The organism is Roseovarius arcticus, assembly GCF_006125015.1.
Lineage (GTDB): Bacteria > Pseudomonadota > Alphaproteobacteria > Rhodobacterales > Rhodobacteraceae > Roseovarius > Roseovarius arcticus.
The window spans coordinates 3,462,175-3,486,297 of the sequence record NZ_SZZN01000001.1; the positions used below are offsets into that span (position 1 = coordinate 3,462,175).

At 59.2% G+C, this 24,123-nt stretch carries 25 protein-coding genes; 19 read left to right on the top strand and 6 right to left on the bottom strand.

All coding sequences use genetic code 11. From position 1 onward, the window contains the following. Positions 1-2 precede the first annotated feature (2 nt). From MK6180000_RS16520 to MK6180000_RS16535, 3 genes are all read left to right on the top strand, one after another. Positions 3-1,523: a M81 family metallopeptidase gene (locus tag MK6180000_RS16520; protein WP_138935727.1), complete on the top strand. Its 1,521-nt coding sequence runs from the start codon at positions 3-5 to the stop codon at positions 1,521-1,523. Positions 1,524-1,547: 24 nt separating this feature from the next. Further along, entirely contained in the window at positions 1,548-2,546 is a 999-nt protein-coding gene (locus tag MK6180000_RS16525; protein WP_138935728.1) for an MDR family oxidoreductase, read from the top strand. Between the two features lie 485 nt (positions 2,547-3,031). Beyond that, the gene (locus MK6180000_RS16535; protein WP_138935730.1) at positions 3,032-4,408 is read left to right on the top strand and encodes a DNA-packaging protein; all 1,377 of its coding nucleotides are present in this window, start codon (positions 3,032-3,034) and stop codon (positions 4,406-4,408) included. A gap of 37 nt (positions 4,409-4,445) precedes the next feature. On the opposite strand, the gene MK6180000_RS16540 is transcribed toward MK6180000_RS16535, so the two are convergent. Next, positions 4,446-5,048: a dimethylsulfonioproprionate lyase family protein gene (locus tag MK6180000_RS16540; protein ID WP_138935731.1), complete on the bottom strand. Its 603-nt coding sequence runs from the start codon at positions 5,046-5,048 to the stop codon at positions 4,446-4,448. Between the two features lie 205 nt (positions 5,049-5,253). Between MK6180000_RS16540 and MK6180000_RS16545 the strand changes: the two genes are divergently transcribed. The 16 genes from MK6180000_RS16545 (at position 5,254) to cysE (ending at position 18,584) form a co-directional block, all read left to right on the top strand. Beyond that, positions 5,254-6,462: a phage portal protein gene (locus MK6180000_RS16545; protein ID WP_138935732.1), complete on the top strand. Its 1,209-nt coding sequence runs from the start codon at positions 5,254-5,256 to the stop codon at positions 6,460-6,462. Then, the gene (locus MK6180000_RS16550) at positions 6,455-6,694 is read left to right on the top strand and encodes a GTA head formation protein, RCAP_rcc01685 family (protein ID WP_138935733.1); all 240 of its coding nucleotides are present in this window, start codon (positions 6,455-6,457) and stop codon (positions 6,692-6,694) included. Before MK6180000_RS16545 ends, MK6180000_RS16550 begins: the two co-directional genes overlap by 8 nt. A gap of 24 nt (positions 6,695-6,718) precedes the next feature. Next, complete coding sequence (locus MK6180000_RS16555) at positions 6,719-7,273, top strand: HK97 family phage prohead protease (protein WP_138935734.1); 555 nt, start codon at positions 6,719-6,721, stop codon at positions 7,271-7,273. Positions 7,274-7,309: 36 nt separating this feature from the next. Beyond that, positions 7,310-8,500 carry a phage major capsid protein gene (locus tag MK6180000_RS16560; RefSeq protein ID WP_138935735.1) on the top strand — a complete coding sequence of 397 codons (1,191 nt, stop codon included), beginning with the start codon at positions 7,310-7,312 and terminating at the stop codon, positions 8,498-8,500. 153 nt (positions 8,501-8,653) lie between these two features. After that, on the top strand, positions 8,654-9,253 hold the full coding sequence (locus MK6180000_RS16565; protein WP_138935736.1) for a head-tail connector protein: 600 nt from the start codon (positions 8,654-8,656) through the stop codon (positions 9,251-9,253). After that, positions 9,253-9,591, top strand: a complete 339-nt coding sequence (locus tag MK6180000_RS16570; RefSeq protein WP_138935737.1) for a head-tail adaptor protein — start codon at positions 9,253-9,255, stop codon at positions 9,589-9,591. The genes MK6180000_RS16565 and MK6180000_RS16570 overlap by 1 nt, the downstream gene beginning before the upstream one ends. Continuing rightward, positions 9,588-9,995, top strand: coding sequence for a DUF3168 domain-containing protein (locus MK6180000_RS16575; RefSeq protein ID WP_138935738.1), 408 nt, complete (start codon positions 9,588-9,590; stop codon positions 9,993-9,995). Before MK6180000_RS16570 ends, MK6180000_RS16575 begins: the two co-directional genes overlap by 4 nt. A gap of 24 nt (positions 9,996-10,019) precedes the next feature. Next, complete coding sequence (locus tag MK6180000_RS16580) at positions 10,020-10,433, top strand: phage major tail protein, TP901-1 family (RefSeq protein WP_138935739.1); 414 nt, start codon at positions 10,020-10,022, stop codon at positions 10,431-10,433. 1 nt (position 10,434) lies between these two features. Beyond that, a complete protein-coding gene (locus MK6180000_RS16585) occupies positions 10,435-10,755 on the top strand; it encodes a gene transfer agent family protein (protein WP_138935740.1) in 321 nt (106 codons plus the stop codon). Continuing rightward, positions 10,752-10,952: a rcc01693 family protein gene (locus tag MK6180000_RS16590; RefSeq protein ID WP_138935741.1), complete on the top strand. Its 201-nt coding sequence runs from the start codon at positions 10,752-10,754 to the stop codon at positions 10,950-10,952. Before MK6180000_RS16585 ends, MK6180000_RS16590 begins: the two co-directional genes overlap by 4 nt. Beyond that, positions 10,945-11,607 carry a phage tail tape measure protein gene (locus tag MK6180000_RS16595; RefSeq protein WP_138935742.1) on the top strand — a complete coding sequence of 221 codons (663 nt, stop codon included), beginning with the start codon at positions 10,945-10,947 and terminating at the stop codon, positions 11,605-11,607. Before MK6180000_RS16590 ends, MK6180000_RS16595 begins: the two co-directional genes overlap by 8 nt. 12 nt (positions 11,608-11,619) lie before the next feature. Further along, positions 11,620-12,252: a DUF2460 domain-containing protein gene (locus tag MK6180000_RS16600; RefSeq protein ID WP_138935743.1), complete on the top strand. Its 633-nt coding sequence runs from the start codon at positions 11,620-11,622 to the stop codon at positions 12,250-12,252. Beyond that, complete coding sequence (locus MK6180000_RS16605; protein WP_138935744.1) at positions 12,249-13,136, top strand: DUF2163 domain-containing protein; 888 nt, start codon at positions 12,249-12,251, stop codon at positions 13,134-13,136. The genes MK6180000_RS16600 and MK6180000_RS16605 overlap by 4 nt, the downstream gene beginning before the upstream one ends. Then, on the top strand, positions 13,133-13,582 hold the full coding sequence (locus tag MK6180000_RS16610; RefSeq protein ID WP_138935745.1) for a C40 family peptidase: 450 nt from the start codon (positions 13,133-13,135) through the stop codon (positions 13,580-13,582). Before MK6180000_RS16605 ends, MK6180000_RS16610 begins: the two co-directional genes overlap by 4 nt. Continuing rightward, positions 13,582-17,601: a baseplate multidomain protein megatron gene (locus tag MK6180000_RS16615; protein WP_138935746.1), complete on the top strand. Its 4,020-nt coding sequence runs from the start codon at positions 13,582-13,584 to the stop codon at positions 17,599-17,601. The genes MK6180000_RS16610 and MK6180000_RS16615 overlap by 1 nt, the downstream gene beginning before the upstream one ends. A gap of 176 nt (positions 17,602-17,777) precedes the next feature. Continuing rightward, complete coding sequence (gene cysE, locus MK6180000_RS16620; protein ID WP_138935747.1) at positions 17,778-18,584, top strand: serine O-acetyltransferase; 807 nt, start codon at positions 17,778-17,780, stop codon at positions 18,582-18,584. 95 nt (positions 18,585-18,679) lie between these two features. On the opposite strand, the gene MK6180000_RS16625 is transcribed toward cysE, so the two are convergent. From MK6180000_RS16625 to MK6180000_RS16645, 5 genes are all read right to left on the bottom strand, one after another. Further along, a complete protein-coding gene (locus tag MK6180000_RS16625) occupies positions 18,680-19,606 on the bottom strand; it encodes a hypothetical protein (RefSeq protein ID WP_138935748.1) in 927 nt (308 codons plus the stop codon). A gap of 217 nt (positions 19,607-19,823) precedes the next feature. Beyond that, positions 19,824-21,128, bottom strand: a complete 1,305-nt coding sequence (locus MK6180000_RS16630; RefSeq protein WP_138935749.1) for a pyruvate dehydrogenase complex dihydrolipoamide acetyltransferase — start codon at positions 21,126-21,128, stop codon at positions 19,824-19,826. Positions 21,129-21,140: 12 nt separating this feature from the next. Continuing rightward, the gene (locus tag MK6180000_RS16635; RefSeq protein ID WP_138935750.1) at positions 21,141-22,526 is read right to left on the bottom strand and encodes a pyruvate dehydrogenase complex E1 component subunit beta; all 1,386 of its coding nucleotides are present in this window, start codon (positions 22,524-22,526) and stop codon (positions 21,141-21,143) included. Positions 22,527-22,538: 12 nt separating this feature from the next. Beyond that, positions 22,539-23,549, bottom strand: coding sequence for a pyruvate dehydrogenase (acetyl-transferring) E1 component subunit alpha (gene pdhA / locus MK6180000_RS16640; protein ID WP_138935751.1), 1,011 nt, complete (start codon positions 23,547-23,549; stop codon positions 22,539-22,541). Between the two features lie 123 nt (positions 23,550-23,672). Beyond that, entirely contained in the window at positions 23,673-23,969 is a 297-nt protein-coding gene (locus MK6180000_RS16645) for an FtsB family cell division protein (RefSeq protein ID WP_246040620.1), read from the bottom strand. Positions 23,970-24,123: the final 154 nt, after the last annotated feature.

Genomic DNA, 24,123 nt, shown 5'->3' on the forward strand with positions numbered 1-24,123 from the left:
CCATGCGTATCGTCGCCGCCCGTTTCAATCATGAGACGAATACTTTTTCGCCCGTGCCGACACTGCTGGAGGATTTCGACCCGCTGCATGGTGCGGATGCGCTGGCGTTGGGGACAGGTTCAGCCACTGCATTGGGGGCGTTCATTGCATATGCCCAATCGATCGGCGCGGATCTGGTGACGCCGCTATCTGCGACCGCCAATCCAAGCGGCCCGGCCGAGCGTGATGTCTTTGAGGCGCTAACCGCGCCGATATTGGAGGCGGTGCGCGGTGGATGTGACGCGATTTTGCTGGACCTGCACGGAGCCATGGTGGCAGGCGGCGTTGACGACTGCGAAGGCGAGTTGTTGGCGCGGGTGCGCGCCGCTGCACCCGGCGTGCCGATCGGCGTTGCGCTGGATCTGCACGGCAACGTCACGGCGCGGATGGTCGATAACTGCGACTGCATCGCCGGATTCAAAACATACCCGCATATCGACATGTTCGAGACCGGCCAGCACGTGACGCGGATGATGGATGCTATCCTAAAGGGCGACGCACGGCCTGTAATGGCGCTAACTCACCCCCCGATTTTGGCGCAAACGTTGAAGATGAACACAGAGGTGCCGGGGATCATGATCGACCTGGTCAATGCTGCCCGCGCGGCTGAGGAACGGGACGGCGTCCACGCAGTATCGATCTTTGGCGGGTTTCCGTTATCCGACATCGCAGATGCGGGTGTGTCAGTCGTGGCAGTGGCGGACAATGCGATCTTGGCACGCGAAGTGGCGCGGAATCTGGCCCGTGCAGCATGGGACGGGCGCGAGGGGTTCGTCTACGACGAGGTGCCGCTTGCGCAATCTTTGGCCCAGGCGGTGCGGGCGGCGGGCGGACCGGGCGAAGGACCTGTTCTGCTGCTGGATCATGGCGACAACTGCATGTCAGGCGGCACGTGTGACACCGTGGATTTATTGCAGGCTGCGTTGGAGGCAGGAATGGCTGGCATTATCGCTGGGCCAATTTGCGATCCCGAGGTCGTCGATCAGATGTCCACTGCCGGGACCGGTGCGGCGATCACTGTCGCGCTTGGCGCAAAAGTATCGCTGGATGGGTTTCCCCCGCGCGCGCCATTGACCTTAACCGGCATTGTAGGCTCGGTTGGCCAAGGGCGGTATATCGTCAGCGGGCCAATTTATACCGGGCAGACCTGCGATATGGGCCGCGCCGTGGTGCTGGAGGTAGATGGCGCGACGATCCTGATCACCGAAAAGCCACATGAGCCATGGGATTTGGGAGTGTTTGCTTGCGCTGGGATTGATCCCATTGAGGCAAAATATTTGATCCTAAAGTCGCGGATGTATTGTCGCCCAGTTTTTGCCCCCTTGTCGCGGGCCATAGTGGAATGTGCGAGTGCGGGGATAACGAGCTCGAATTTGGATTTGTTCCGTTTCGAGAAACTGAAACGGCCTATTTTCCCCATCGAGCGAGATACAAACTGGGCGCCAGATGATCACGCAAACACGCATGATCAGACAGCGCTCTGACACCCATCTAAAAGGAGACGCAACATGTCATTCAACGCACTGATCGTGACCAAAGACGAGGGCAGCGGCAAGACAAGCGCCGCAGTCACCCAGATTTCCGAGAGCGATCTGCCGAATGGCGACGTGACGGTCGCGGTCGAATATTCCGGCCTGAACTACAAGGACGGCCTCTGCATTGGGCCGGGCGCGGGGTTGGTGCGTAAGTATCCGCATGTTCCGGGCATCGACTTTGCCGGGACGGTCGAGGCATCGGATGACGCGCGCTACAAGCCGGGCGACAAGGTGGTTCTGACCGGATGGCGCGTGGGCGAGGCGCATTGGGGTGGCTATGCGCAAAAGGCGCGGGTCAAGGCGGACTGGCTGGTGCCACTGCCGGACGGTCTGGATACGCGGCAGGCGATGGCGGTGGGCACGGCCGGAATTACCGCGATGCTGGCGATCATGGCGCTGGAGGATGCAGGGCTAAAGCCGGGCGCGGACCCTGTTCTGGTCACGGGCGCGGCGGGCGGTGTGGGCAGCGTGGCGGTCGCGATCCTCGCGCAGCTGGGCTACAAGGTGGCCGCTGTCACAGGGCGGCCTGAAACCAGCGACTATCTGATGGGTCTGGGTGCGACCCAGATCGTGCCGCGCGAGGATTTGAGCGAGGTGACCAAGAAGCCGCTGGAGGCAGAGCAGTGGTCTGGCTGCATCGACGCGGTGGCCGGGGCGATGCTGGGCCGCGTGCTGAAGCAGATGAAATATGGCGCGTCTGTTGCGGCCATCGGTCTGGCCGGCGGCGCGCCGATCGAGGGGGCGCTGATCACACCGTTTATCCTGCGGGGCGTGAACCTTTTGGGCATCGATTCCGTCATGCAACCCTATGCACGGCGCGTCGAGGCGTGGAAGCGGATCGCCAGCGATCTGCCGATGGAGAAGCTGGAGGCGATGGTGCAATCCGCCACGTTGAGCGATCTGCCAGCGCTGGGCCGCGACATCCTAAAAGGCCAGGTAAAAGGCAGGGTTGTGGTGGATGTGAACGGCTGAATGAGAGGGGTATGAGGGAGGGTTTGCCACCCTCATACCTTAATAAAGTGTAACTAATACAGGCGGTTACATACCTTTGGTCGGCCAAAATCGTTTGACTTTGCGTACGGTCTACCGTATAGGTTGTGACATGCTGGAAGAAGTGGGCAAGCGGCCCCGAGGTTAATCCCTCGGTGGTCGCTTTTTCATTTTGCGCGGGCGGTGGGGCAAGCAACGCAATCGCATGAGGCAGTATTCACGAATGAGTTTGATAACACCCGAAGAAGGCCCTTCGGGTCTGAGCACAACAGTCACGACGCTGGAACGTCAGCTGCGCGGCATGTGTGAGGACTTGGAGGCACTGTCAGACAGGGTCCGGGCTGAGGATTTTGAGGATATCAAGAACCGAAGCCGTATCTTGGGCGACATCCGGCAATGGCTAAAAATGGCAATCGAAGCGGAGACACAACTTGAGCAACGCAAGAAGAAAGAACAGGGGATCGTCAATGGATACGCCCTCGACATGGACGCAGCACGGGATTCGATCGGGTGCCGTCTGGATCGCCTCAGAAGAGCAGGCTGTCCGGGACGCTTTCCTAGATAGTCTGGACGAGGGCGAACTGTTGGCTCTGCCGTATCTCTTCGATTTCTGGGCGATGGAGCATCAGCTGCCCCCGGAAGGAGATTGGCGTTCATGGGTCATCATGGGCGGCCGCGGCGCCGGAAAGACCCGCGCTGGTGCCGAGTGGGTGCGGTCATGCGTCGAAGGATCGACACCTTTGGATCATGGTGAGTGTCGGCGGTTGGCGCTAATTGGCGAGACTGTTGCGCAGGTTAGAGACGTTATGGTGTTTGGCGAAAGCGGCATTTTGGCGTGCTCGCCGCCAGATCGGCGGCCCGAATGGCAAGCGTCGAAGGCGCGACTAGTCTGGCCGAATGGGGCCGTGGCGCAGGTGTTTTCGGCGCATGAGCCAGAGGGACTGCGCGGACCGCAATTCGACGGCGCTTGGGTCGATGAGATGGCAAAGTGGAAGAAGGCGCGCGAGACGTGGGATATGCTGCAATTTGCACTGCGCCTGGGCGAACAACCGCGGGTCTGCGTTACCACGACGCCGCGAAATGTAGGGGTGCTGAAAGAGTTGCTGAAATCGCCCTCGACGGTGATGACCAGCGCGCCGACGGAAGCGAACAAGGCGTTTCTAGCCGAAAGCTTCCTTGAGGAAGTGCGTACGCGCTATGCCGGGACCCGTCTAGGTCGGCAGGAACTGGACGGCATCTTGATGGAGGACGCGGAAGGCGCGCTGTGGACCACGGCTGGGTTGGAAGAGATCCGCGTTGAGTTGGCACCAGAGATGGACCGGATTGTTGTGGCGGTTGATCCACCTGTCACGGGCGGGGCGAAGTCAGATGAGTGCGGTATTGTCGTTGTCGGTGCAATCACGCGAGGGCCGGTGCAGGATTGGAGGGCTTATGTCCTTGCGGACGAGTCTATCGGAGCGGCCAGCCCAGCCAAATGGGCCGCAGCCGCCGTGCGCGCGATGCAGTCCTGGGGGGCCGAGAGGCTGATTGCCGAGGTCAATCAGGGGGGCGAAATGGTATCGGAGGTCATCCGGCAAATCGACCCTATGGTGCCAATCAGAACGGTCCACGCGTCGCGCGGCAAAGTGGCGCGGGCTGAGCCTGTGGCAGCATTGTACGAGCAGGGGCGCGTGCATCATCTGCGCGGTTTGGGCGAGCTGGAGGACCAAATGTGCGCCATGACCGTTCAAGGTTATGAGGGTAAAGGCAGCCCCGACCGCGTTGATGCGCTGGTCTGGGCGCTACACGAATTGATGATCGAGCCGGCTGCGAAATGGCGCCATCCGAGGGTGCGCGCCGTTTAAGTCAAGGTTGGGTGGCCCGAAGGGGGCCGCCCGACGCCTACGCCTTATACGGCTCGGCCCAGAGTGCCCAGAAGGCTAACAGCGGTGCGTCACCTGACAGCATTGCATGTAGGATACCGGGTGGATTATAGAGCGTGCCGCCAACACCCGGCTCAACCCAGTTGTCTGCACCTTGCATGAACTGGCCGGGACTGAGGACCAGATACGTCTCCTCGGGTGGGTGGGTATGGTCGGGATAGCGGATATTCGGCGCTACCAGTGATACCCCGATCCAAACGTCGCTGCGGCGTTCGGCCCCACCGGGGCCGACGATCATCGCATTGGCGTGGCTTTCAGCAAATCCCGGACCTGCATTTGTCCAATCGCCCTTGCGAAGGCCCCATTGCAGGTCTGGTTCGAGCGCTAGAAACGTCTCAATCAGGCGACGTAGGGACACATCTTGGAGATTTTTTATATCGGTGGCCTCGGCCAAGTGGGCGCAGGTGGGCAGCCGCGCGCCCGTTGCGCCGGACATGATGCCGGGCGATTCGAGGGCCGTAAATATATGGGACAGCGAGACTTTGGCTTCCGGCGCTACGACCTTGGACATGAAGGCCGCACGCGCGGCGGCGAGGAAATCCGTTAGGGTTTGGGATCGCATATTGGGCCTCCTCTCAGTTTCGATATTAGCGGTGCTGTGCCGCCTTCTCTAGCAAAAATTGGTCTATCGGCGTTTTGATCAAGCGCTATTGGGCAGCGTACGGTCAGGGTCAAATTTATTAAACCTTTAAGGGTCAAATGCCTTCAACAGCGGATCAAAGGCGGTCGCCGACGATCCTGCACCGCACAGTAAGGAGTAGACGCAAATGATCATGGACTTCTTTCGGCAAGGCGCGGCGCAGGCCAGTGTGGCAGACACAGGTGCGCCTGAGGCCAAGGCGAGCGCGGCAGGACGAGTGATGGCGTGGCACGGCGCAAACCGGGTGGCGTGGAGTGCACGGGATACCGGCACGCTGACGCGTCAGGGCTTTGCCGCTAATCCTGTAGGATTTCGCTGCGTCAAGATGATTGCAGAGGCGGCGGCCGCGCTGCCACTTGTCCTACAAGATGCGGAGCAGCGTTTTGCCGAGCATCCCATGCTGTCGCTGATCCGCAGCCCGAACCCGGCGCAGGGCCGTGCCGAGCTGCTGGAGGCGCTCTTTGGCCAGCTACTGCTGACTGGCAACGCTTATGTCGAGGCCGTAGGCGGCCCCGACGGCGCGCCGGTGGAGTTGCATGTGCTGCGCTCGGATCGGATGAGTGTGGTGCCTGGCACGGATGGCTGGCCGGTGGCGTATGAGTACGCTGTAAGCGGACGAAAGCATCGGTTTGATGTGAGCGGCGGCCACCCGGCGGTTTGCCATATCAAGAGTTTTCATCCGCAGGACGACCATTATGGTCTGTCGCCGATGCAGGCGGCAGCGCAGGCGGTAGATGTTCATAACAGCGCGTCTCGCTGGTCCAAGGCGCTGCTGGATAACGCGGCACGTCCCTCTGGGGCGATCATCTATCGCGGGGCCGAGGGCCAAGGGACATTGAGTACGGATCAGTACCAGCGCCTAGTCGACGAGATGGAGAGCCATCATCAGGGTGCGCGCAATGCGGGCCGGCCGATGCTGCTGGAGGGTGGACTGGATTGGAAGCCGATGGGATTTTCGCCCTCGGACATGGAGTTTCAGAAGACCAAGGAGAGTGCCGCGCGAGAAATTGCGCTGGCGTTCGGTGTGCCGCCCATGCTGCTGGGTGTGCCCGGAGACGCCGCCTATGCGAACTATCAAGAGGCGAACAGGGCGTTTTTCAGGCTGACGGTTCTCCCGTTGGCAAGCCGCGTGGCAGCAAGCCTGTCGGACTGGCTAAGCGGGTTCGACGGCGCAAAGCTAGAGCTGAAGCCAGACCTTGATCAGGTGCCGGCGCTTGCAGCTGAACGTGATGCGCAATGGGCGCGGGTGGCTGGTGCAGACTTTCTGACCACAGGCGAGAAGCGCGGCCTACTGGGGCTGCCGACTTTGCCCGAGCCGGGAGGGGCGGATGAGTGAGGGGCGCGGAACGGAACGCTATGGGTTCGAGGCGTTCGACTGTGCGCCTGCGCTGCGGCTAGAGGCGAATGAGCGGGTCGCGGTGCTAAAATTCCAAGCAATCGCCGAGCAACAGAAGAAGCTGGAAGAGGCGATGGAACGGCTGGAGCGGCGACTGTGGCTGGCGGTGTACGGCATGGCCGCGGCGATTATGGCGCAAGCATTTCAACCGCTGATCGCGGCATTGCCCTGAGAATTGGGTGAAAGGATAAAGTGTATGGATATGGATAATGGGCTGGAGCGCAAGTTTGCACGGTTCGATGCAGACCTGACCGTTAAGGATGGTGTCGAGCTTGAGGGATATGCCAGCTATTTTGGCGACGCCGATCAGGGCGGCGATGTGGTGGTTGCGGGTGCCTACACCAAGTCACTGGCACGGCTATGCGCTGACAACCGTCAGGTCAAAATGCTTTGGCAGCACGACCCGGCGCAACCAATTGGCATCTGGGACGAGGTTCGCGAGGACAAGCGCGGTCTCTATGTTAAGGGCCGTCTGCTGGAGGCCGTCGGGCGCGGGCGCGAGGCCGCTGCACTGATCAACGCTGGCGCGATTGACGGGCTGAGCATCGGCTATCGCACCGTGCGGGCGAGCAAGAATGACAAAGGCCAGCGGCTTTTGCAGGAACTGGAGCTATGGGAGGTGTCTTTGGTGACGTTCCCCATGCTGCCCAGTGCGCGGGTGGCGGCCAAGGGTGATGCCCTGGGCGGCAGCGATCTGCGTGAATTGGCGGCGACCTTCGAGGATGCGCGCCGGGAATTGGCGCGCAAGTAGCGCCGGACAAACGGACACCAAAACAAGGAGCATGAGATGAATGAGACCGAGAATTCTCGGGCCGGGGAAGGTGTGTCTGATGGGCGCGCGCCGGTGGCCGAGGTGAAATCCGCAGTGGCGGGTTTCGTCCAAGAGTTGAAGGGCTTCCAGTCCGACATCGAAGAACGACTGCAACAACAAGAAGAGAAAATGAACATGTTCGAACGTAAATCCTTTGTACCCTCGCGTCCCGTTCTGGCAGGCGGGAATGACGGCCCTGCCCCGCATCAGAAAGCGTTTAACGCGTATCTGCGTTCGGGCGATGATGACGGCCTTCGCGGCCTTGAACTGGAAGGCAAAGCGCTGGGCACATCGGTCGCTGGCGATGGCGGCTATTTAGTCGATCCGCAGACAGCCAGTACGATCAAATCGACGCTGAGCGCGACGGCTTCGATCCGTGCGATTGCCAATGTCGTGGGCGTTGAGGCGACCAGCTTTGACGTGCTCATCGATCATGGCGATGTCGGCCATGGCTGGGCGACCGAGGCAGCTGGCGTCAACGAGACGGCGACACCCGGTATCGATCGCATCACCATCCCGCTGCACGAATTAAGCGCACTGCCGAAAGCATCCCAGCGTCTGCTAGATGATTCTGCGTTCGACATCGAAGGTTGGCTGGCTGGCCGTATCGCAGACAAGTTTGCGCGGGCTGAGGCGGCAGCGTTCGTCAAGGGTGACGGCGTCGACAAGCCGACAGGTTTCCTAACCAAGCCTGCAATTGATAATGACGTCTGGGCCTGGGGCAATCTGGGCTATGTGCCAACTGGCGCGGATGGCGATTTCAGCGATGCCGATGCGGTAATCGATCTGGTCTATTCGCTGGGCGCCGAGTACCGCGCCAACGCGAGCTTTGTCATGAACTCCAAGACCGCTGGCGCTTTGCGCAAGATGAAAGACGCCGATGGCCGCTTCCTTTGGTCCGATGGTTTGGCCGCGGGCGAGCCTGCGCGTCTCCTGGGCTACCCGGTGTTGATTGCCGAGGACATGCCGGACATGGCGCTCGATTCGATGTCGGTTGCGTTTGGTGATTTTGGAGCGGGCTATACTGTGGCAGAGCGTCCTGATCTGCGCGTCCTGCGCGACCCCTTTAGCGCCAAACCGCATGTCCTGTTCTATGCGACCAAGCGCGTGGGCGGTGACGTCAGCGACTATGCGGCGATCAAACTGCTGAAATTCGCGACCTCCTAACCGAGGCGCGAAGCGGGCGGGGGCATCTGCCCCCGCCGTGGCGCGCGCCGCCACTAATTTGATGCGTTGTCCAGCTGCTCCCCTCCGTCCGAGCAACGCGAGGCTGCGCGCGCCTGAACCACCGGAGGGATCCGGGACTATCGGAGTTATTCCATGATGTTGATTGAAGAAACAGCCGTGCCCGAGGTCGCCCTGCCGATAGCACAGTTCAAGTCGCATCTGCGGCTCGGAACAGGCTTTTCCGACGATGATGTGCAGGGCCCAATTTTGGCAAGTTTTCTGCGAGCTGCGATCGCGTCGATTGAGGCACGTACCGGCAAGATACTGATAGAAAGGATATTCTCCTGGGAGTTAGTCGCCTGGCGAACGGGCTATGGTCAGGCCCTGCCCGTGGCGCCGGTGCAGGCTATCGAAGATGTCGTGCTGCGGCACATGTCGGGAACCGAAGAGGTGGCAAACCCGGCGCATTATCGGCTGGAGAAAGACACACATCGTCCGCGTCTGGTGCCGCTGGGAACCGTGTTGCCGCCCGTGCCGTCAGGCGGGGCCGTCGTGGTGCGGTTTCGCGCAGGATTCGGTGCGGTGTGGGGCGATTTGCCCGCTGATTTGGGGCAAGCGGTTCTGCTGTTGGCGGCGCATTACTATGAGTACCGCGCCGATACGGCGCTGGGCGGCGGTTGCATGCCCTTTGGCGTGACCAGCCTGATCGAGCGATATCGCACAGTGCGCCTGCTGGGCGGGGGGGCTGCGTGATGAAGCAATTCAACCTTAACCGGCAAATGGTGCTGGAGGCGCCCATGCGCGTACCTGACGGAGCCGGAGGCTACGGCGAAACCTGGCAGCCAATCGGCGAGCTGTGGGCAGCAATCATCGCACGCACAGGGCGGGAGGTGACAGGTGGCACAGCGCAACTGTCTAGCACAGGCTACAAAATCGTAGTCCGAGCGGCGCCCTATGGTGCGCCCTCGCGCCCAAAGCCCGAGCAGCGGCTGCGCAGTGGCAGTCGCATTTTTCGGATCGAGGCAGTGACGGAGCAAGACTCGATGGCCCGCTATCTGACCTGTTACGCACAAGAGGAGGTGGCGGTATGAGCTATGGCGGTTCAGCGGCGCTTCAGGCCGCAGTTTATGGGCATCTGATCGGCGATGCGGACCTGTCCGCGCTGGTCGGCGGTGCGATCTACGACGCGCCACCAGCAGGCTCCTTGCCACCCCTTTATGTGACGCTGGGGCCAGAAGATGTGCGTGACCGTTCGGACGGGACATCAGGCGGGGCGTGGCATCGATTTACTGTGTCGGTAGTCAGTGATGCCGCTGGGTTTGCAACGGCAAAGGAGGCGGCGGCGGCGGTCGGCGATGCGCTTACGGATGCAGATCTGACCCTTGAGCGAGGGCATCTGGCGGCGCTGAATTTCTACCGGGCGCGAGCACGGCGCGACGATCAGCTAAGGCGGATCGATCTGACATTCCGCGCCCGCATTCAGGACACGGTTTAAACCTTTCAATCGGAGACAAGATAAATGGCAGTTCAAAATGGCAAAGACCTTCTGATCAAGGTCGATCTGACGGGCGACGGCAACTTTGAATCGGTGGCTGGACTGCGCGCGACGCGCATCAGCTTCAACGCCGAAAGCGTGGATGTCACCAGCCTAGAAAGTGCGGGCGGATGGCGAGAGTTATTGGCTGGCGCGGGCGTTAAATCAGCAGCGATTAGCGGGTCGGGCATTTTTCGCGATGCGAATTCAGACGAGCGGACACGGCAGATCTTTTTTGATGGAGAGACGCCCGACTTTCAAGTGGTCATCCCCGATTTTGGCATCATCGAAGGGCCGTTTCAGGTGACATCGATTGAGTACGCTGGGACGCATGATGGCGAGGCGACTTATGAGCTGTCAATGGCCAGCGCGGGCCGCATGATCTTTACGGCGATCTGAAATGGCGAACCCATGGACAGGTGAGGTGGCGGTGGTCATCGACGGTGAACGGCGCGTGCTGAAGCTGACTTTGGGCGCGCTGGCGGAGCTGGAGGCAGGGCTGGCGGCGGGTTCGCTGGTGGATCTGGTTGAGCGGTTCGAGGCGGCTGCGTTTTCGACACGCGATGTGCTGGCACTGATTGTCGCCGGATTGCGCGGCGGGGGCTGGCAAGGAACGTCGGCTGATCTGATCGCAGCCGAGATCGAAGGCGGGCCGCTGGCGGCAGCCCGCGCTGCGGCCGAGCTTCTGGCGCGCGCTTTCATGCTGCCTGAGGACCGATGAACGGATTCGACTGGCCAGGCCTGATGCAAGCGGGCCTGAGAGGCTTGGGACTGAAACCCGCCGAATTCTGGGCGCTAACGCCGGCGGAGTTGCGGCTGATGCTGGGCGAGGCGCAGGGCGGCGCACCATTGGTGCGGGACCGGTTGGATGCACTGATGCAGGCCTATCCCGATATGCGAGGAGAGAGCGATGAGTGAGCAAGAAAACATGGACGCACTGGACGCGCAGATAGAGGCGCTGGACGGATCCCTAGGGGCAGCTACCGAGATGGCGGCGGCGTTCAACGCGGAGCTAGGCCGCGTCCGCGGCACGTTCGAGAAAACGGGTTACGATGTGGCGACGCTGGACCGTGGAATGAGCCGAGGATTGCGACACGCGATCAAAGGCGCCGTCGTGGACGGCGAGAGCCTGTCATCGTCGCTGCGCACGCTAGCGAATTCGATGATTAACACCGCGTTCAATGCGGCAGTAAAGCCGGTTAGCGATCATGTTGGTGGTCTCTTGGCTAGCGGCGTGGGCAGCTTGGTCGGCGGACTAATGCCTTTTGAGAAAGGTGGAAGCTTTTCCCAAGGGCGCGTCCAGCCCTTTGCCAGTGGCGGCATCGTCAGCGGGCCTGTGACCTTTCCCATGCGGGGCGGCACCGGCCTTATGGGCGAGGCGGGTCCGGAGGCAATCATGCCTCTGGCGCGTGGGGCGGATGGCAAGCTGGGTGTGCGCGGCGGTGGCAGCACCGGGAACGTCAGCGTGGTGATGAACATCTCGACGCCCGATGCCGAAGGTTTCCGCCGCAGCCAAGGGCAGATCGCGGCGCAGATGAGCCGGGCCTTAGGGCGCGGCCAGCGCAACCGATAAGGGAGAAGAATCATGGATTTTCACGAAGTGAGATTTCCGGCAAACCTGAGCTTTGGCTCGGTCGGCGGACCAGAGCGGCAGACAGATGTGGTGACGCTGGCCAATGGATTCGAAGAGCGGAACACGCCGTGGCAACATTCGCGCAGGCACTACGATGCGGGCGTGGCCATGCGCGGTCTTGATGATATCGAGGCGCTTATCGCGTTTTTTGAGGCGCGGCGCGGGCAGATCCACGGCTTTCGCTGGAAGGACTGGTCCGACTACAAATCAGGTGGTGCACTACTGGCCCCTAGCTATGACGATCAGCTGATTGCGTTCGGTGACGATCTGACACCAACGTTCCAACTGACCAAGAGCTATCGGTCGGGCGAGCATTTTTATGTTCGACCCATTGCCAAGCCCGTTCGCGGGTCCGTGCGTATTGGTCTGGGCGGGGATGAACAGCAGGAGGGCGTGCACTACGAGTTGGATAGTGTGACGGGGGTGGTCACGTTCAACCACCCGCCAAACGAGGGCGACCGCGTGACAGCCGGCTATGAGTTTGATGTTCCGGTGCGGTTCAATACGAACCGGATCATGGTCAGCGTCGCCAGCTTTCAGGCAGGCGAAGTGCCAGACGTGCCGGTGGTGGAGATACGGATATGAGCGGGTTGAACGCTGAGCTGCACGCGCATTTGCAGACTGGTATTACCTCGACTTGTCGTGCCTGGGCACTTGAGCGCAAGGACGGCACCATCATGGGATTTACTGACCATGACGGGCCGTTGACCTTCGATGGGATCAGCTTTCGTGCCGACACGGGGCTCAGCGCATTGGCAATTCAGCAAAGCACTGGTCTATCGGTAGACAACACCGAAGCCCTCGGCGCATTGAGCGATGTGTCCATCAGCGAGGAAGACATTGAGGCGGGCCGCTATGACGGCGCCGAGATACGCGCGTGGTTGGTGAACTGGCAGGACGTGCGCCAGCGCCATCTACAATTTCGCGGAACGATCGGCGAGTTGCGCCGATCCGGCGGCGCGTTCGAAGCGGAGCTGCGCGGCCTGACTGAGGCACTGAACAGACCACTGGGGCGGGTTTATCAAAAGCCATGCTCGGCGGTATTGGGCGATGAAGCGTGCCGGTTTGACGTCGATACCCTCGGCTATTCCAAAGAGCTGACAGCGGTTGAAATCATGGAACGGCGCGCCTTTCGCTTTGCAGAGTTTGGCGGGTTCGACACCGGCTGGTTTCAGCATGGGCGGCTGAAAGTGATTAGCGGTGCAGCCCTCGGTCTAAGCGGGCTATTGAAGCGCGATTACATAGATGGCTCGAAACGCGTCATCGAACTGTGGCATCCACTGCGCGCCGATGTGCGCATAGAGGACCTGCTGCGGTTGGAGTCTGGATGCGACAAAAGAGCCGAGACTTGCCGCCTGAAGTTTCAGAATTTCTATAACTTTCAGGGATTTCCAGACATTCCGGGAGACGATTGGTCGATCACCGATCCGTCCCGCTCAAGCGGTCTCGACGGGGGGAGCAGACGATGATCGGGAGCAATCATGAGCGCTTCGCTATAGCCGCGCGCGGCTGGATCGGTACGCCATATCTACATCAGGCATCGTGCAAGGGGGCCGGGGCCGATTGTCTGGGCCTTCTTCGGGGTGTCTGGCGCGAAGTACTGGGGAGCGAGCCGGAAGTGCCGCCCGCCTATTCGATGGACTGGTCTGAGCCTGCACGCATTGAAGCGCTGTGGCAGGCGGCGTCGCGACATTTGATACCCAAGAAATTATCCTCTGACGCGCCCGGCGACGTTCTGCTGTTTCGGATGCGCGACGGTGCGGTCGCAAAGCATCTGGGCATTGCTGCGCGCATAGGCGCGGATGCGTCGTTTATTCATGCCTATTCAGGTCACGCTGTGGTCGAAAGCCCGCTGAGCCTGCCTTGGCGGCGCCGGATCGTCGCGCGTTTCACCTTTCCTGAGGAGTTGATCTGATGGCAACAATTCTACTTTCCGCCGCTGGTGCGGCCATTGGCGGGTCTGTCGGCGGCACAGTTCTTGGCTTGTCTATGGCCGCTGTCGGGCGCTTTGCCGGAGGTGTCATCGGGCGCTCAATCGATCAACGGCTGATGGGCCAAGGCTCGGACGTGGTAGAATCTGGGCGTGCAAGCCGTCTTCGACTGACCGGATCGGGTGAAGGTGATGCCATCGCGCAGATCTATGGGCGGATGCGCGTGGCGGGCCAGATAATATGGGCAACCGAATTTCGCGAAGACATCACAGTAACCAGCAGCAGCGGCGGCGGGAAGGGAGCGCCAAGCGGGCCAAAAGTGCGTGAGTTCAGCTATTCCGTCAGCGTCGCACTGGCATTGTGCGAGGGCGAAATTAGCAATGTGGGCCGTATCTGGGCCGATGGCAGCGAAATTGCGCGTAACGGCCTGACAATGCGCATCTATCCGGGCACCCGCGATCAGCTACCCGATCCGCGAATTGAAGCGGTTGAGGGCGCGGGAACTGTTCCGGCCTATCGTGGAACCGCCTATGTGGTAATCGAAGATTTGGATCTGGGCCCGTATGGCAACCGCGTGCCACAGTTTACATTCGAAGTGATGCGTCCGTCGCAGAGCGATGAGGACGGCAGCGATCTGGATCCTACGCGTGGTGTTCGTGCGGTAGCGCTGCTGCCGGGCAGCGGCGAGTACGTACTGGCCACAACACCTGTAACGCTTAACTATGGAGCGGGTGCATCGGCGCTTGCCAACGTGAACACGCCATCTGGCAAGTCCGATTTTGCCACTTCGTTAGACGCGTTGTCTGGTGAGTTGCCGGGTTGCGGCAGCACATCTCTGGTGGTCAGCTGGTTCGGCGACGATCTGCGGTGCGGAACGTGCAGCCTTCGGCCCAAGGTCGAGCAAAAGCAGTTTGAGGCGCGGAATATGCCGTGGACTGTCGCCGGACTTAACCGACAGAGCGCACGATCCGTGCCGCAAACCGCAAGCGGCAACCCCATCTATGGCGGAACACCGACCGATGCGTCTGTGATTGAGGCAATTAACGCGCTCAAGAGTGCAGGCCAAGACGTGATGTTCTACCCGTTTATCCTGATGGATCAGGTAGAGGGTAACACCCTGCCCGATCCCTATAGTGACGCCGAGAACCAGCCAGCCCTTCCGTGGCGCGGACGCATTACTCTGAATCAGGCGCCAGGCAGGATTGGCAGCGCCGACGGATCGGGCGCAGCAAATGCGGAGGTCGCTGCGTTCTTTGGCACGGCCAAGGCCAGCGATTTTACGTTGGGTTACGAGGAACCGGAGGTCGAAGCGCCGATTAGCGGCGCGCGCAGGAACGAATATTTTGATTTGCTAAAGCTAGTTCCGCCCGAGCCCCGCAGCCCAATCACCTACCACGGGCCCGATGAGTGGGGCTATCGGCGATTTATCCTTCACAATGCCGCGCTATGCGCTGTTGCGGGCGGCGTAGAGAGTTTCTGCATCGGATCGGAAATGCGTGGGCTGACGCAAATTCGGGGTGCAGGGGGCTTTCCCGCTGTTGCTGCGCTGATCGATCTGGCCGCGGAAGTGCGCGCTCTACTGGGGTCGGAGGTTAAGATCGGGTACGCTGCCGATTGGTCAGAATATTTCGGTTATCAGCCCCAGGACGGCACCGGTGATCGTTATTTTCACCTTGATCCTCTATGGGCGGACACCAATATCGACTTCATCGGAATCGATAACTATATGCCCGTGTCAGATTGGCGTGATGGGCAGGATCATTCGGATTCCGAGTGGGGATCGATTTATAATCTTGAGTATCTCAAGTCTAACATTGAGGGCGGGGAGGGCTATGATTGGTTCTATCATTCGCCGGAGGCAACAGAGGCGCAGATCCGTACGCCGATCACGGACGACGCTTATGGTGAGCCTTGGGTTTGGCGATACAAAGATATCAGAGGATGGTGGGCAAACTTGCATCACGATCGAGTGGACGGCGTGCGTGCCTCGCAGCCCAGTGCGTGGGTTCCTCAATCGAAGCCGATCAGGTTCACCGAGATGGGCTGCGCTGCGATCGACAAGGGCACAAACCAACCGAACAAGTTCGTTGATCCAAAATCTTCCGAATCCTCATTGCCAAAGTTTTCTGATGGACGGCGCGATGATCTGATCCAGCGACAGTACCTACGCGCGATGCGCGATTACTGGACTAATCCGGCGCATAATCCAGTCTCGAACGAATATGGCACGCCGATGATTGATATGGAACGCGCTTATGTCTGGGCTTGGGACGCGAGGCCGTTTCCATTCTTTCCAAACAATCGCACTTTATGGGATGACGGTTCAAATTATGCGCGTGGACACTGGCTTAACGGGCGCACATCTGCACGGTCTCTTGCATCCGTAGTACATGAGATTACGGCCCGCGCGGGTCTGCGGCATATCGATACGTCACAACTGTTCGGCTATATCAGCGGATATTCTGTTGAGCAGGTGGGCGAGGCGCGGTCAGCGCTTCAACCGCTGATGTTGCGCTATGGGTTTGATGCGATCGAGCGAGATGGCATGCTAATTTTTCGAATGCGCGACGGTCTGGTGGATGGACAGATAGGAATGAATCATCTGGTGCGTGATGTTGAAAGCGGCACACGGCTAGAGGAGACCCGTGGCGGAGCGGGGGAGATCGCCGGGCGTGTGCGCTTGCGATTTATTGAGGCAGATGGCGATTTCGACGTCATCTCGGAGGAAGCGGTGCTGCCCGATGACACGACGCACGCCGTGTCAACATCGGAGGTCCCGCTAGCTATGACGCGGTCCGAAGGTCGCGCCGTGACTGAGCGATGGCTGTCAGAGGCGCGCGTGTCTATCGATTCGGTGCGCCTGACCCTTCCGCCCTCGCAACTAGCTCTTGGAGCGGGGGACGTGATCGGACTGAACGAGGCTGGCGGCAAAGGGTTGTTTCGGATTGACCGGGTAGAGCAGATGGGCAATGCCCAGCGCATTGACGGTGTTCGCATAGAGCCTGAGAGTTATCGCCCTATAGACATTACTGAAACGCCGCCAAGTGTACGTCCCTTCGTGCCGCCGGTGCCAGTGATGCCACTGTTCTTAGACCTGCCTCTTATGACAGGCGAGGAAGTTCCGCATGCGCCGCATCTTGCGGTGACGGCTCAGCCTTGGCCGGGATCGGTCGCGCTCTATACGTCGCCGACTGACGCGAATTATAAAGTAAACCAATTAATCGAAGCGCGTTCGACTATTGGCATTCTGGAGACATCTTTGATGCCTGTATGCGCAGGAACGGTTGACCGGGGCGATGGCCTGACTGTTCGGATGCTGACCGGACGGATGGAGAGTGTGAGCAGCGATGCATTACTCTCAGGTGCGAACCTGTGTCCGGTCGGCGATGGCACCCCAGATGGGTGGGAAATGCTGCAGTTTCGCGACGCAGTGCTGGTGGACAAGGACACATATATACTCAGCCACCGTTTGCGAGGTCAGCTAGGCACAGAGACGGCAGGCGCAAACGGCTGGCCGGAGGGCAGTTATCTAGTAATGATGGACGGTATTCCGCGCCAGATTGCCCTGCAAAATGCTTTGCGCCGCAGAACGCAACACTACCGAATTGGCCCGGCAGGGCGCGCAGTCGATGATCCGTCTTATCAGCATACGGTCATAGCATTCGAGGGGATTGGACTTCGACCATATAGCCCTGTCCATCTACGCGCGGCGCTTGCAGTCGATGGAAGTACTGACATCCGATGGATTCGCCGCACCCGTATAGACGGTGACCACTGGGACACTCCCGAGGTGCCATTGGGCGAAGAGACCGAGAGCTATTTGCTGCGGATTGTTCGGAATACTAGTGTACTGCGCGAGGTCACGCTGACTCAGCCTGATTGGAGATATGATGCCAACCTGAAAGCTGAGGATGGGACAACGATGCCCTTCGAAGTGCACGTGGCGCAGATTTCGGCAAAGTTCGGGCCAGGTGTGTTCGCTAAGATAACTGTTGTCGATTAGCCTCTGGGCGCGAAATAGCCTTCACGCGGTTGGGTTATTGCCCAACCGCGCTGGCGGTGCTCCTTGCTTATTATATCCTGCATCGAATTGGCGTCCGTGATGACGTTCATCACGGCATTGCATTTTGCCAATCGCCCACATGTGATATATTAGGGCGACGAAACAGGAGCCTCGCTATGAAAAAATCACATGCACATCTATCCGAGTGCGATCCGGTCTGGCATCAGGTGACGTTAGAGGCCCAAGAAGCTATCAATGATGAGCCGTTGATGGGGGGGCTCATTCATTCCAGCGTCCTGCATCACAAAACACTGGAATCGGCATTGGCCTATCGAACTTCGATGAAACTGGCGTCGAATGAGATGCCGGAGCAGATTTTGCGAGAAATCTGCGACTGGGCCTATCGTTGCGATCCTAGCATTGGCATCGCGGCGCGGGCCGATATTGTTGCTGTCTATGATCGCGATCCGGCCTGCGATCGGTACATTCTGCCACTCTTATTCTTTAAAGGGTTTCAGGCGGTTCAGGCCTATCGTATCGCACATTGGCTGTGGGGCGAAGGCCGGCGCGACATGGCGCGGTTTTTCCAGATGCGCGTCTCAGAGGTTTTTGGCGTCGATATTCATCCCGCTGCCAAGATTGGCAAGGGGATCATGATTGATCATGCCCATAGCATCGTCATTGGCGAGACTGCGGTGGTTGGCGATAACGTTTCTATGCTTCACTCCGTCACGCTAGGCGGCACCGGCAAAGAAGAAGAGGATCGTCACCCCAAAATCGCCGACGGAGTGCTGATCGGCGCTGGTGCCAAAGTACTAGGCAACATCAAGGTTGGACGGTGCAGCCGCATTGCTGCTGGCTCGGTCGTGCTGGAAGAGGTGCCGCCATGCAAAACCGTGGCCGGCGTTCCGGCCCGTATCGTGGGCGAAGCTGGCTGCGATCAGCCATCGGTGCGGATGGATCAGTTGCTGGGTGTGCGGTAGTAGCAGGCGCTGTGGGAAGCATTGAGAGATTTTGTTTATTGGATGAGCAAGCACCGGGTTTATTCCGGTGCTTGCTTTCTTAGCAGGTCGGAACTTTAGAAAATGTTGTCGAACAAAGTAGACAGCGCGTTGTGACGGGGCGCCATGATACTGTCTGCTAAGCTGTTGAGTGGTGCGCCATTTTCACGGACACCCAGTGGGATCGTAATACCCAATCGGACGGTATCCACATCGGCATCCGAGCCGCCGGCATCCAGATTGGTCCGGGCCAATTCTAGCGAAATCTGCGCTGGCACGGTTGAGATCTGACGCAGATCGTAACTGGCGCCGATACCGTAGGACGTGGCTTCAACATTCGCAGCGTCAAAATCGACGCGGCTGATGCCGCCAAAGCCCACAAAACCAGCCCCAAAATTATGGCTCGCGCCGATGCCATAGCTTGCCAAATTACTACCACTGGCATTTGTATTCAGATCACTCAGTTGCCAGTGACCGGCAATTTTGGTGTCTGCGGTCGGCGTGTAGGAGACATTGACGCCATAGTCGATCCAATCAGAGGAATTACCAACACCTGCAATCGACGCATCGGTCCAACCGATATTCGCCTCAGCCTGAATAGTCTGATTTCCGTAACCGCCAGTGAAGCCGTAGGATGTTGCGTCCGCATCCCCGGTCAGCAGCCCGTTTCCGTTAAAATCGGTATAGTCGACATAGCCGCCAAACATCGCGCCGGAGAAGGTCTGGTACTGCAATCTCAGCCCCAGATCTGAGACATTTATATCACCGCTACCCCCATCGGGATCGGCATGGACGAACGAGCCTTCGGCGCCGATGCTCCACCCGTTTTGAAATGCGAACTTTCCAATTCCATCAAGGGTATAACTGTTCAAATCACCGCCCCCATCCGAGGTGGTGGAATGGCCGTATCCTAATGTCGCGGCGCCGGAAATATCTTGGGCTAGGCTTGTGGTCGGGAATGCGAGCAATGCACATACCAACAGTCTGTTTGTTTTAATCGTCACTGCATCTACCTCTTATTTTTTTATTGTCATTGTTAGATCTCTTGAATCACAAGAGCCCTCTTCTTAGCAACGTCTTTTCCTAAAAAACTACCGTCACTTCCCGTAAGAAAATATATGGTTAGATTTTTTTCGCAGATGAAATCACCATAAAAAAACACGCCCGTAGGCGTGCTTTTGTATTCTTATCTTACAGATTGTTATCCGTATAGCTATCTGATCACGCCAACATCACCATCGGATTTTCGAGGTTTTCAACAATGTGCTTGAGTAGATCGGCGCCCATAGCCCCGTCAATCACACGGTGATCAACGCTGAGGGTGACAGACATGACTGTCGCAACGGCCAACTCGCCATCTTTGCCGACGACAGGCTTTTTAACACCTGCTCCAACGGCAAGGATAGCGCCTTGGGGTGGGTTGATAACCGCATCGAAATTATCGATCCCGAACATGCCAAGATTCGAGATGGAAAAGCTACCACCTTGATACTCGTGCGGGGCGAGTTTGCGATCACGCGCGCGGCCTGCGAGATCCTTCATCTCGGCCGACAGGGCAGAAAGCGACTTCATGTCTGCGTCCCTTAGAACCGGGGTAAAGAGCCCGCCCTCGATAGCGACGGCGACCGCGACGTCCGATGGTTTGAGCTGTAGCACGCGATCGCCTGCCCAGACGGCATTCGCCGCAGGCACAGATTGCAATGCCAATGCGCAGGCCTTGATGATGAAGTCGTTGACGCTCAGCTTGACGCCGCGCGCTTCGAGTTGCTTGTTCAGATCGCCCCGAAACTTCAGCAATGCATCCAAGCGAATGTCGCGGCGGAGGTAGAAATGCGGCACGGTCTGCTTCGCCTCGGTCAGGCGTGCGGCGATGGTGCGGCGCATACCGTCCAGCTTGACCTCGGTATACTCACGATCCGCGTAGATCTTGGCGACGGCATCGGCAGATTGGCCTACTGGCGTTGGTGCGGTCGCAGCAGGCGCGCCCACGGTGTCCGACTTGGCAACGCTTGCCTTCTTGGTCGGCTCCGCGCCCTCGACGTCAGCCTTGACGATGCGGCCATGCGGGCCCGAGCCGTCAATCTGACTCAGGTCCAGGCCCTTGTCCGCCGCGATGCGGCGCGCGAGAGGCGAGGCAAAGATGCGCTCGCCATCGGCACTCATGGGTGCTTCGGTTTCTGTCGGCGTAGCGCCTTTAGCCTCAGATTCCGGCGCAGAATCCTCAACTTTTTCCTTTTCAGGCGCGGGTGCGCTGCCCGCGTCTTTGATGTCGCCTGCGCTCTCGCCCTCTTCTAACAGCACGGCGATAGCGGTGTTCACTTTCACCCCTTCGGTGCCGGCCTCGATCAGAATCTTTCCTATTGTTCCCTCGTCAACGGCCTCGAATTCCATCGTCGCCTTGTCGGTCTCGATCTCGGCTAGCAGGTCACCGGAGGACACGGTATCGCCCTCCTTAACCAGCCATTTGGACAGTGTGCCCTCCTCCATCGTGGGGGAAAGGGCGGGCATCAGAATTTGTATCGGCATCGCTCTTTCTCCTTAGCGGTAGGTCACTTTATGCACCGCGTCCAAGACCTCTTTGGTCGAGGTCAGGGCCAGTCGTTCTAAGTTTGCTGCGTAGGGCATGGGCACGTCCTTGCCGAGGCAATTGATAACGGGTGCGTCGAGGTAATCGAACGCGCGCTCCATAATGACGGCCGCCAGGTGGTTTCCGATGGACGCCACTGGGAAGCCCTCTTCGACGGTCACGCAGCGATTGGTCTTCATCACGGACGCGATGACCGCGTCATAATCAATGGGGCGCAGGGTGCGCAGGTCGATGACCTCGGCCGAGATGCCGTCCTCTGCCAGTTTTTCGGCGGCTTCCATCGCGTAGGTCATGCCGATGCCAAAGCTGACGATTGTCACGTCCTCGCCTTCGCGCCAAATGCGCGCCTTGCCAAACGGCACGGTGTAGTCGTCCATCACCGGCACGTCGAATGCCTTGCCGTAAAGCATCTCGTTCTCGAGAAAGACCACTGGGTTCGGATCACGGATGGCCGTTTTCAGCAATCCCTTGGCGTCGGATGCTGAATAGGGCTGGACCACCTTTAGTCCGGGGATATGCGCGTACCAGGCGGCATAATCCTGTGAGTGCTGGGCGCCGACGCGCGCCGCCGCACCATTGGGGCCGCGAAACACGATGGGGCACCCCATCTGGCCGCCCGACATATACAAAGTCTTGGCCGCCGAGTTCAGAATCTGGTCAATCGCCTGCATGGCGAAATTCCAAGTCATAAATTCCACGATGGGACGCAGACCTCCAAAGGCAGCGCCAACGCCAATTCCGGCAAATCCATGCTCGGTGATCGGCGTGTCGATCACGCGTTTGTCGCCAAACTCTTGTAGCAGGTTCTGAGTGATCTTGTAGGCGCCCTGATACTCGGCCACTTCCTCGCCCATTATAAATACGTCGCCATCGCGGCGCATTTCCTCGGCCATTGCCTCGTTCAGCGCCTCGCGGACGGTCTGCTTTTTCGTCTCGGTGCCTTCAGGCCAATCTGGCGTGCTGTCTGGTTTCGGGGCTGCCGCCTTGGCCGGGATGGCCTTGTGCGCGTCCCGCTCAGGCTCGGATTCCTCGCCTGACTTCGGCTCTTCTTTGGCGTCTTTCTTGGGCGCATCGCTGATGTCTTCCGCGCTTTCGCCTTCTTCCAGCATAACGGCGATGGCGGTGTTTACTTTCACCCCTTCGGTGCCGGCTTCGATCAAGATCTTGCCGATCGTGCCTTCGTCAACGGCCTCGAATTCCATCGTAGCCTTGTCGGTCTCGATCTCGGCGAGGATATCACCGGAGGCGACGGTGTCGCCCTCCTTGACCAGCCATTTGGACAATGTCCCCTCTTCCATCGTGGGGCTGAGGGCGGGCATGAGAATCTCTATTGGCATGTGGTCTCCTCCTCAGGCGTTCTGCGGCGCGATTTCAGCATAGATGTCCGTCCAAAGCTCGGCTGGGTCCGGCTCGGGGCTGTCCTTGGCGAATTCGGCGGATGCGTTGACGATCTTCTTGATCTCTTTGTCGACCGCCTTCAGATCATCCTCGGTTGCGTGCTTGCCGGTAAGCAGCAAGTCGCGCACATGCTCGATGCAGTCCTTTTCTTCGCGCATCTTCTGCACTTCGTCGCGGGTACGGTACTTGGCCGGGTCAGACATCGAATGGCCGCGATAGCGGTATGTCTTGATCTCTAGAATGTACGGACCTTTACCAGAACGGCAGTGCGCCACAGCCTTTTCACCAGCTTCTTTGACAGCCAGCACGTCCATACCATCGACAACCTCGCCGGGGATGCCGAACGCCTCGCCCCGCTTGTACAGCTCAGCACTGGAGGTGGAGCGCTTTTGCGCCGTGCCCATCGCATATTGGTTATTCTCTATGACAAAGATGACGGGCAGATCCCACAATTTGGCCATGTTGAACGTCTCGTAGACCTGTCCCTGATTGGCCGCGCCGTCGCCGAAATACGTAAACGTCACGCGATCATTGCCGCGATACTTGTCGGAAAACGCGAGACCCGCGCCCAGCGGCACGTTCGCGCCGACGATGCCATGACCGCCGTAGAAATGCTTTTCTTTTGAGAACATATGCATCGAGCCGCCTTTGCCGCGGCTATAGCCATCCTGCCTGCCTGTCAGTTCGGCCATGACACCGTTCGGGTCCATGCCGCAGGCCAGCATGTGACCGTGATCGCGGTAGGTGGTGATGCGCTTGTCGCCCTCTTCGGCGGCGGCCTCCAAACCGACGACGACGGCCTCTTGCCCGATATAAAGATGGCAAAAGCCACCGATCAGGCCCATGCCATATAGCTGTCCTGCCTTCTCCTCGAATCGCCGGATCAGCAGCATGTCGTGATAATACGCCTTCAGTTCATCAGCCGAAGCGTTTGATTTGCTTGCTTTCTTCTGGGCAGCCATTGGCAGGTATCCCCTTGGTTGGCACAGTTGTCATGGATAGTTTAACGCTAAACTATACGCGGCACAAACACTTGCGCGCCTCCAAGCATGATAGGCACTGCACCATGGCGGGGGCAAGCGATCTTAGCGGATGACGATTTCGTCGCTGCGCAACAGGCCGATCACAGCGCGCGCCTGCTCGTCCAGCAAATCCAGATCCAGATAAGTATCGGACAGCCGGTGCGTCAGGTTTTCCATCAACACAACCTCCGCATTCAACAGATCTAGCTGCACTTGCAACTCGCTGGCCTCGGCGTCGATCTCGGCGCGGCTGAATAGGCCAAAATCACCCTGCACAGCGGCAAACGTGAAATATGCACCCAGCGAGAAGGCGATGACAAAGTAAACGAACACCCCCACAGGGAGATTTTTGCGATTAATCACTGGTCTTGCCTCAATGCTATGCCTCTGAGCGGGCCTTGTCGGTACCTTGTCATATATGCCGCACCTAGGGAATCCCATTTCGCGGCAGCCAATCAATCGCGCGGTGGGCGTTGCAATCTTGTGCGTGCGCCGCGTAAATGCGCTCGCTAAA